9 protein-coding genes are annotated in these 8,205 nt (G+C 64.2%); 4 read left to right on the forward strand and 5 right to left on the reverse strand.

Features of this window, described 5'->3' with window-relative positions; translation table 11 throughout:
* Window positions 1–105: 105 nt before the first annotated feature.
* From hpaD to EOA36_RS19615, 3 genes are read right to left on the reverse strand one after another with little or no spacing between them, the layout of a single operon-like run.
* Entirely contained in the window at window positions 106–1,086 is a 981-nt protein-coding gene (hpaD, locus tag EOA36_RS19605; protein ID WP_127279037.1) for a 3,4-dihydroxyphenylacetate 2,3-dioxygenase, read from the reverse strand.
* A 14-nt stretch (window positions 1,087–1,100) separates the two neighbouring features.
* Window positions 1,101–2,618 carry a 5-carboxymethyl-2-hydroxymuconate semialdehyde dehydrogenase gene (gene hpaE, locus EOA36_RS19610; RefSeq protein WP_127279038.1) on the reverse strand — a complete coding sequence of 506 codons (1,518 nt, stop codon included), beginning with the start codon at window positions 2,616–2,618 and terminating at the stop codon, window positions 1,101–1,103.
* 12 nt (window positions 2,619–2,630) lie between these two features.
* Window positions 2,631–3,017, reverse strand: a complete 387-nt coding sequence (locus EOA36_RS19615; protein WP_127279039.1) for a 5-carboxymethyl-2-hydroxymuconate Delta-isomerase — start codon at window positions 3,015–3,017, stop codon at window positions 2,631–2,633.
* 214 nt (window positions 3,018–3,231) lie between these two features.
* Between EOA36_RS19615 and hpaR the strand changes: the two genes are divergently transcribed.
* A complete protein-coding gene (gene hpaR / locus EOA36_RS19620) occupies window positions 3,232–3,627 on the forward strand; it encodes a homoprotocatechuate degradation operon regulator HpaR (protein WP_245464411.1) in 396 nt (131 codons plus the stop codon).
* 323 nt (window positions 3,628–3,950) lie between these two features.
* On the opposite strand, the gene EOA36_RS19625 is transcribed toward hpaR, so the two are convergent.
* Together EOA36_RS19625 and EOA36_RS19630 are read right to left on the reverse strand one after the other, a co-directional pair.
* Window positions 3,951–4,460, reverse strand: coding sequence for a flavin reductase (locus tag EOA36_RS19625; RefSeq protein WP_127279041.1), 510 nt, complete (start codon window positions 4,458–4,460; stop codon window positions 3,951–3,953).
* A gap of 5 nt (window positions 4,461–4,465) precedes the next feature.
* The gene (locus EOA36_RS19630; protein WP_127279042.1) at window positions 4,466–6,001 is read right to left on the reverse strand and encodes a 4-hydroxyphenylacetate 3-hydroxylase N-terminal domain-containing protein; all 1,536 of its coding nucleotides are present in this window, start codon (window positions 5,999–6,001) and stop codon (window positions 4,466–4,468) included.
* Window positions 6,002–6,094: 93 nt separating this feature from the next.
* Between EOA36_RS19630 and EOA36_RS19635 the strand changes: the two genes are divergently transcribed.
* From EOA36_RS19635 to EOA36_RS19645, 3 genes are all read left to right on the forward strand, one after another.
* Window positions 6,095–6,964 carry a helix-turn-helix domain-containing protein gene (locus EOA36_RS19635; protein ID WP_127279043.1) on the forward strand — a complete coding sequence of 290 codons (870 nt, stop codon included), beginning with the start codon at window positions 6,095–6,097 and terminating at the stop codon, window positions 6,962–6,964.
* Window positions 6,965–7,109: 145 nt separating this feature from the next.
* Window positions 7,110–7,592: a hypothetical protein gene (locus tag EOA36_RS19640; protein WP_127279044.1), complete on the forward strand. Its 483-nt coding sequence runs from the start codon at window positions 7,110–7,112 to the stop codon at window positions 7,590–7,592.
* A gap of 197 nt (window positions 7,593–7,789) precedes the next feature.
* On the forward strand, window positions 7,790–8,205 hold a 416-nt coding region (locus tag EOA36_RS19645; RefSeq protein ID WP_145969224.1), incomplete at its 3' end, for a transporter substrate-binding protein.

The following is an 8,205-nucleotide window of genomic DNA, read 5'->3' on the forward strand; positions in this document are numbered from 1 at the left end:
AAATTGGCGAAGGCAGGGATGACAGCCAATCTCCCCCCAAGTGGGGGAGATGTCCGGCAGGACAGAGGGGGGCGCGAAGGAACGCCAACATCTCCCAATAGCCCATCACGGTGCCACAATCGGCGAGGCCGTCAAATCCGGCTGGCGCACCTCCGCGCCGGCAAAGACACTGCCCTCCTCGAACCAGCTTTTCGGCGCCGGCGCGCCCCACAGCGTCTGGCGCTGCGGGTCCTTCAAATCCCATTTGATCGGCTCGAGGTCGGGATCGACCGTCTGGTAGTCCGAACAGTAGATCTCGATGCGATGATTGTCGGGATCACGGACATAGAGGAAGAACGCATTGGAAATGCCGTGGCGGCCGGGGCCGCGCTCGATGTTCGGCAGGTAGCCGGTGGTCGCCATCAGGTCGAGCAGATCGATGATGTTGAGCGGCGTCGGCACCCAGAAGGCGACGTGGTGCAGGCGCGGCCCGACGCCGTTGGTGAAGGCGATGTCGTGGACACCACCCTTGCGGTGTGTCCAGGCCGCCCACAGCTTTCCGCTCGAGGCATCTTCCGTATATTCGGTAACGCGAAAACCGAGCTCGTTGTAGAAGGCGACGGACTCGTCGACATTGGGCGAGAAGCAGTTGAAATGGTCGATGCGCAACGGCTTCACGCCCTTGTAGAGCGCGTATTTCTGGTGGATCGGCGGCAACCGATCCATCGTCGCGTAGAATTCGAGCGGAATGCCATGCGGGTCGCGCGTGCGGAAAGTACGCGACTGGTAGGGACGCTCGACCCATTCGACCGGCAGGCCCTTGCCCCTGAAGAAGTGCTCTGCCTTGTCGAGGTCCTCGTCGGAAAAAACCTTGAAGCCGAGGTCGCGGGCTTCCGGCGTCGTTGCCTTGCGCAGCACGATGCAGTGATGGCCGCGCTCCTCCATGGCCCTGAGGTAGATGGCGCCCGATGTCTCGTCGGTGACCTGCAGGCCGAGCGTGTCGACATAGAAGGCGCGGGATCGGGCAAGGTCGGTCACCGCGAGCTCGACATGGCTGAGCCGAACGATGTTGAAGGCGGGGTAGAGGTTGGGCTTGGGCAAGGGCATCTGGTTTCCTCCGGTCAGCCGCCGAGTTTCTGGATTGCGTGCGCCGAAGTGGCGAAGGCGACGTTCTTCGTCTCCATGTAGAAGTCGAAGGAATGGTCGCCGCCGTCGCGGCCGATGCCGGAGTTCTTGACGCCACCGAACGGCGTCGGCAGATGCCGCACATTCTCCGAATTGACCCAGATCATGCCGGCCTCCAGCGCATCGGTGAAGCGGAAGGCGCGGGTCACGTCGGATGTCCAGAGATAGCCGGTGAGGCCATATTGCGTGTCGTTGGCCAGCGCCAGCGCCTCCGCCTCGTCCTTGAAGGCGATCGCGGTCAGCACCGGCCCGAAAATCTCTTCCTGGGCGATGCGCATCCTGTTGGTCGCGCCGATAAACAATGTCGGGCTGACATAACAGCCACCGCCCGGACCGGCGAACTTGCCACCGCCGGCGGCGACCACCGCGCCCTCCGATTTGCCAATTTCGATATAGGACAGCACCTTCTCCTCGTGCACCGGATGGATCAGTGGCCCGACCACGGTGTTGGGGTCGAGCGGATGGCCTATCTCGATGCGCTTGGCCTTCTCCGCCACCAGATCGGTGAACCGGTCATAGACCGAGGCCTCCACCAGCAGCCGCGACGAGGAGGTGCAGCGCTCGCCATTGAGCGAGTAGATCATGAATACCGCCGCATCCGCCGCGCGCTCCAGATCCGCATCCGCGAAGACGATCATCGGGTTCTTGCCGCCAAGTTCGAAATGCACGCGCTTCAGCGTATCGGCGCCTTGCTTCATGATCATCGAGCCGGTGCGGCTTTCGCCGACGAAACCGATCGCCTTGATGTCGGGGTGCTCGGTCAGCGCCTTGCCGGCATGTTCGCCGAGGCCGTTGACCAGGTTCCACACCCCCTTCGGCAGGCCGGCCTCCTCGGCGATCTCGACCAGCAGCCGCGCCGTCAGCGGCGAGAACTCAGCCGGCTTATGAACCACCGTGCAGCCGGCGGCCAGTGCCGGCGTGATCTTCCAGGTCGACAGCATGAATGGCGTGTTCCACGGCGTGATGATGCCGACCGGTCCGATCGGCACCCGCGTCGTCATGTTGACCTGGCCAGGCGTCCGCAGCGTTTCGCCATCACGCGCTTCCGGCGCGCGGTCGGCGAAGAAACGGAAGTTTTCGGCGCCGCGCAGTGCGGCCTTGGCCATGAACTTCAGCGCCTGGCCGGTGTCCATGCATTCGACGAAGGCGATCTCCTCGGCGCGCGCCTCGATCGCGTCGGCTATTTTGTGCAGCAGCTTCTTGCGCGCCTCGCCAGGCATGCCGGCCCAGGCCGGAAATGCCGCCTTCGCCGCTTTTGCCGCGCGGTCGATGTCGGCGATGCCGCCGCGCGCGACCTTGGCCAGCGGCTTGAGATCGACCGGCGACAACGTCTCGAAGGTCGAGCCGTCGGCGGCAGGCACCGCTTCGCCGCCGATCTGGTTCAGCACGCCATCGCGCTTGAAGCGGGCGAGGTAGGCTTGCGCCTTTTTCAGATTGCCTTCGAGATCGGACATGTCGGTCTTTCGTCACTTGCCGCGCAGCCGCGGGTGGATTGCATTCTTCTTCCAGCTCAACACCGGGTCGATTTCCCTGATCTCCAGCGACAAGGCGAAATGCGGGGTCTCGAACAGCGTTGCCAGGTATTGGCTTACCGCGGTGAACACGGCCTCGCCGGTGCGTTTCTTGTCCTCGGCGCCGCGGCCGGTACCGATGCGAAACGACATATCGATAAAGGCGTTTTCCGGCAGGCGATCGGCAATGGCGTAGGCGTCGGCGCGAAAGGCCCGCACCCGCACGGCGCCGGTCTCGAACAGCCCGGTGTCGAGCACCGTGCGCGCCACCAACGCGCACAATTCATTCATGTCGACCTTGGCATCGACGTTGGCTGAATACTCGATGGAGAAGTGCGGCACCGCGTTTCGTTCCCTGGATTCTCGCATTTTGTAGTTAACGCGTTAATTACATGACGTGCCCCCAAAGTCAAGTCTTGCATCGGGCTGGAGGCGACGATACGGGATGGAAAGGTCGGAGTTTGACGTCGGTCCATGTGGGGTCAAGACTCGCCGACCACCGCACTAATGGGGACGCTGCTTCTTGCTGCCGGAAAACACTCGTCGCTCCTTGCCGATGGCACTGCTTCACGCCCGCGAAGCCGTCATGGCGCGGTTTCGCCCCATGCTTGCCGCGCATGACGTGACCGAGCAGCAATGGCGCGTTCTGCGCGTGCTGAGCGAGGCCGGCCCGGTCGAGGCGACCGAGCTTGCCGAGCGCGCCTCGGTGCTGCCGCCGAGCCTGACCCGCATCATCAAGGCGCTCGAGGGCCGGAAATTCATCACCCGCAACAAGGCGGAAGGCGACGGCCGCCGCGTCGTGTTGACCATCGCGCCGGCTGGCTCGGCCCTGATCGATGCGCTCTCGCCCGAGCGCCGTATCATCTACGACGACATCGAAAAGCGCTTCGGCCAGGAAAGGCTGGAGCAGCTGCTTGATTTGCTGGAAAGCCTGATCGACGGCGAGAGCTGAGGCTTTTCGGTTCGTCGCGGCGGCTCGCATGATCGCCGCCAGGACAGCAACACGCCTTCGCGATTAGCCGCGACATCCATCGTGTCGTCATCCTAGGGCGAAGCAGGAGCGAAGCTCCGTCGCGCAGACCCTAGGATCCATGCCGGGACTCCTGAGCGCCCCCACGGTGCAGATTCTGCACCGCTGCACTCGTCGTCTAATGTCACGGAATGGATCCCAGGGTCTCCGCGACGCCGCTTCGCGGCTGCTCCGCCCAGGGATGACGAGGTTGAGAGGGCGGCGGCCGATCTCCAATGCCTGTACCGCGCTCCCAAGGCCTCGCCTCACCCGCCAAAACTGCCCAGCCGCGTCGGCTGCGTATAATTCCGGTCGACGTAGAGCAGCGCCGAGCCGCCGCTGCCGTGCCTGACGTCGGTGACGCGGCCGATCATGACATTGTGCGTGCCGACGATATGCACCGTCTCGATCTCGCAGTCGAAATTGACGATGGCGTCCGACAGTGCCGGCGTGCCCGAGGCCAGCGTCTGCCAGCGCGCCGCCTCGTAACGGGTCGCCATGTCCCTGGTCGCGCCGGCAAACTTTCCCGCCAGATGCATGTGGTCATGCGTCAGCACGTTGACGCAGAAGCGCCGGTTGGCGAGGAACATGGCTGCCTGTGTCGACCGTCCGTTCATGCACACCAGCAGCGTCGGCGGTTCGTCGGAGACGCTGCACATGGCGGTGGCGGTGAAGCCGCCACGTCCGGCCGGCCCGTCGGTGGTGATGATGTTGACCGGCGCGCAGACCCTTGCCATGGCGTCGCGGAAATCGGCCTTCGAAATCTGCGCGGCCATCGGCTTCACCCGGCCGTCGGGGGCAACCAGGTGTCGCCCGTCCAGCCATGCTCGTCATAGTCGGCCATGCAGGTGTCGACCAGTTCCTCCATCGCCTTCAGCCGGCCGCCACGCTCGGCGCCCTTCAGCACCTGCAGCCGCACCTCTTCCGGCGCGCCGGCATAGTTGAGTTCGTAGAGCGCGTGGCGGCCGCCGAACTCGGTGCCGGTCGCGTCCCACAACAGCTTCATGATCTTGATGCGCTCGATGTGGCCCATGTCGTTGGAGCCGCGCACATATTGCGCCAGATATTTGTCGATCTCGGGATTGTTGAAATCGCGCACCGACGACGGCAAATAGATCAGGCCGGACGCGATCACACGGCGCACCGTGTCGATGACACGCGGATAGGCCTCCGACATGAAGGTGCGGTAGGCCAGCGCGGCATCGAGATTGGGCAGCACCGCGCCGTTCGCCCATGGGATCGGGTTGTGGGCCATGGCATTGGAGAAACTCCAGAACATGTGCCTGAGCGCAATGACCTCACCAAGCGCTGCCTGGTTGCCGCGAAACGCGTCGCCGCCGGTGGCGCGCAGCGCCTTGGCCAGCAGGCCGGCGAGGAAGTCGAGCTTCACGGCAAAACGGGTGCAGCCCTGGAAGCAGTAACCGTGCATGAAGCCGGATGCCGGGTGGAACGACAGGATCTTTTGCGCGTCGCGCAGCACCAGCACGTCCTCCCAGGGGATGAAGACATTGTCGAGCACGAGGATGGCGTCGTTCTCGTCGAAGCGCGACGACAAGGGATAGTCGAAGGGCGCGCCGACCGTGTTGGCCGTCTGCTCATAGGAGGCGCGGCAGAACATCTTTATCCCCGGCGCGTTCATCGGCACGATGAACATCACCGACAGCGACGGATCCTCGGTCACCGTCGCCGAGCCCTGCGCCAGGAAATTGTAGTGCGTCAGCGCTGAGGACGTCGCCACCACCTTGGCGCCGGAAACATAGATGCCGGCATCAGTTTCCCCAGTGATGTGGACGAAGACGTCCTTCACCTGTTCGGCCGGTTTGTGGCGGTCGATCGGCGGGTTGACGATTGCGTGGTTCATGAACAGCACGGCTTCCTGGGCGCGTTTGTGCCAGGCCAGCGCATTGTCCTTGAACGGTCCGTACCAGTCGGCATTGGCGCCAAGCGTGTTCATCAGCGCCGCCTTGTAGTCGGGCGTGCGCCCCATCCAGCCATAGGACATGCGCGACCACTCGGCGATCGCCGTCTGCTGGGCAGCGAGTTCGCCGGAAGATCTGGCGACGCGGAAATATTTGTGGGTGTAGCCGCCCGAGCCGGTGTCGGTCGCAGAGGTCAGCGTCTCTCGCCGCTTGCCGTCATGCAGCGCATCGTAGAGCCGCGCCAGCGACCGTGCCGAATTGCGCATCGCCGGATGGGTGGTGACATCGGAGACGCGCTCGCCATTGATATAGACCTCGCGCCCGTCGCGCAGGCTCTCCAGATATTCCGCCCCGGTGAACGGGCGCGCTTTGTCCGCGCGAAAATCTTCCGACCGCATGATGCTCCTCCACTTTGTACCGCAACCCTAGCGCCTCCGCTGGCGATCGGGTATGGACGGAACGGCAAAACCGATTGGACTTTTTCCGGCGCCATGAGCCAGAATTCCATCCCCGATTTCTTCGTTTATGGCGAGCCGGTGCGGCCGCTCGATGTTGGCTTCCTGCATGTCGAGACGGTGCTTGCCCGCAGCAACATTCACGTTGGCCAGGTTGCCGCGCACAAGCACCCGCAGATGGGCCAGATCACCTACTGGACCGGCGGTTCCGGCACCTACCGCATCGAGGATCGCTCCTGGGACTTTTCGGCGCCGGCCGTCAGCTTCGTGCCAAGCACCATCGTGCATGGTTTTTCGATCGGGCCAGGTACCGACGCCATCGTCGTCTCGGTCGCCGACGATGCGCTCGCCACGCTTGCTGGCCACAGCCTGCTGCCGCTCGACCGGCCGGTCTTCACCGACGCCCTGCCCCAGCACGCCGCATGGCAAAGGCTGGCAACGGTGCTGGACATGATCGCCGCCGAATACGCCGAGGCGCAGGGCGGCAGCGACAAGGTGCTGCCGGCGCTGATCGCTGTCGCGCTCTCCCATATAGCGAGGCTCGCTCCTGAGGCGACGGATGCCCGGGGCTCTTCCGACACGTCACTGGCGCGGGGGCTGCGGAGGCTCGTCGATGCGCATTTCCGCGACAACTGGCCGGTCGACCGCTACGTCGAGGCCCTCGCCACGACGCCGCATTTGCTCGACAAGGCCGCCCATGCGGTGCTGGGCAGCGGCGTCAAGCGGGTGGTCGGCGAGCGCCGGTTGCTGGAAGCCAAGCGGCTGCTGCTGTTCACCGTGCGCACGGTCGAGGACATCGCCTACGAAATCGGCTTCGACGATCCGGCCTATTTCTCCCGCTTCTTCCGCGAGCGTACCGGCGAGGCGCCGGCCGCGTGGCGGCGGAGGCAATTGCGGGGTCAGTGATCCTTACGCTGATTGATTGTGCCTGAAGCCAGCATTCTTCCCCGATGCAGCCATGGCCACCTTTTCGTGAAGGTGTGCGGGTTGATCCGGCGGCCTGCATGCCTAGGTAGAGAGGGCGGCGGGCCACGCGATCTCAACAATCGGTATGACATTTTCCTGTATTCGAAAGCTTGCCCTTTCTGGTCTCATCGTCGTCGTCCAGTCATCCTGCGTCGTTCCCGACGACACGTCGCGCATCGCCAAGGTTGACCCCACGGCGGCGGCGGCTCGCAAGGAGATGGTCGGTCTCAGCGAAGCCGACGTTCGAATGTGCGCGGGGTTTCCAACCGCCACCGCGGACGCCGGCGGATCCGCCCAGATCTGGACCTATAAGCGCGTCGTTCAGCGCGGCAATCTCAGCATCGTCGTCCCCACCCTGTCGGTGGGGCCGGTCCCGGCGCTCGGTGGCTCCCTCAATGTCGCTCCCGGCGGCTATTGCGACACGCAGGTCCGCATGGTCGGCGGCCGCGTCGCCGAAGTTGCCTACGCCGGCGACAACAATCTGCCAAACAGGCGCGACGCGCTGTGTGTCAGCACCGTGGATGCCTGCGTGGCCTATGCCCGCCAACACAGGCCGGCGGCCAAATAGCGGCAGCGGATTTCGCGGGAAACGGCGATGGCCGGCCTCCGGTGTTTGACGCGGATGGCGTTGAGGGCTTGACTGACCCGCCGGACCGAATACGCTAAGGCTAAATACCGGCTCTGATCGCCGGGCGGCAAACATGCCTCGTATGCCTCGCCTTTTCCGGCGCTGGCTGCGGGGCATTGTCATTTCTGGGGTCCTGTTTGAAACGGCGCATCGAAATCGGCATCCTCTATTCCCGCTCGGGCAGCTATCAGCTCGTTTCCGACGCGTGCCGGATGGGCGCCATGCGCGCCATCGCCGACATCAACGCCGACAGGAGTTCAGGCATCGAGCTGGTGCCGGTCGAGCGCGATCCGCAAAGCAATGCCGATCGCTACGCGACGCTGTGCGAGGATATTTTCAAAACCAGCAACGCCCGCCATGTCGTCGGCTGCGTCACCTCCTGGAGCCGCAAGGAAACGATTCCGGTGCTTGAGAAGGCCGGCGGCATGCTCTGGTATGCTTGCCCCTATGAGGGTTTCGAGGCCAACGAGCATGTCGTCTACATGCACGCCTGCCCCAACCAGCACCTGGTGCCGCTGCTGGCTCATGTCGTGCCGCGCTTCGGCGCCAACGG

It is taken from the genome of Mesorhizobium sp. M8A.F.Ca.ET.021.01.1.1 (assembly GCF_003998025.1).
Classification (GTDB): Bacteria; Pseudomonadota; Alphaproteobacteria; order Rhizobiales; family Rhizobiaceae; genus Mesorhizobium.

Bases quoted from the DNA above. Each gene is read 5' to 3' on its own strand.
- hpaE (WP_127279038.1), bottom strand. From the start codon at position 2,618: ATGTCCGATCTCGAAGGCAATCTGAAAAAGGCGCAAGCCTACCTCGCC.
- EOA36_RS19625 (WP_127279041.1), bottom strand. From the start codon at position 4,460: ATGGCCGCGCAGATTTCGAAGGCCGATTTCCGCGACGCCATGGCAAGG.
- hpaR (WP_245464411.1), top strand. From the start codon at position 3,232: ATGGCACTGCTTCACGCCCGCGAAGCCGTCATGGCGCGGTTTCGCCCC.
- EOA36_RS19630 (WP_127279042.1), bottom strand. From the start codon at position 6,001: ATGCGGTCGGAAGATTTTCGCGCGGACAAAGCGCGCCCGTTCACCGGG.
- hpaD (WP_127279037.1), bottom strand. From the start codon at position 1,086: ATGCCCTTGCCCAAGCCCAACCTCTACCCCGCCTTCAACATCGTTCGG.
- EOA36_RS19640 (WP_127279044.1), top strand. From the start codon at position 7,110: ATGACATTTTCCTGTATTCGAAAGCTTGCCCTTTCTGGTCTCATCGTC.
- EOA36_RS19635 (WP_127279043.1), top strand. From the start codon at position 6,095: ATGAGCCAGAATTCCATCCCCGATTTCTTCGTTTATGGCGAGCCGGTG.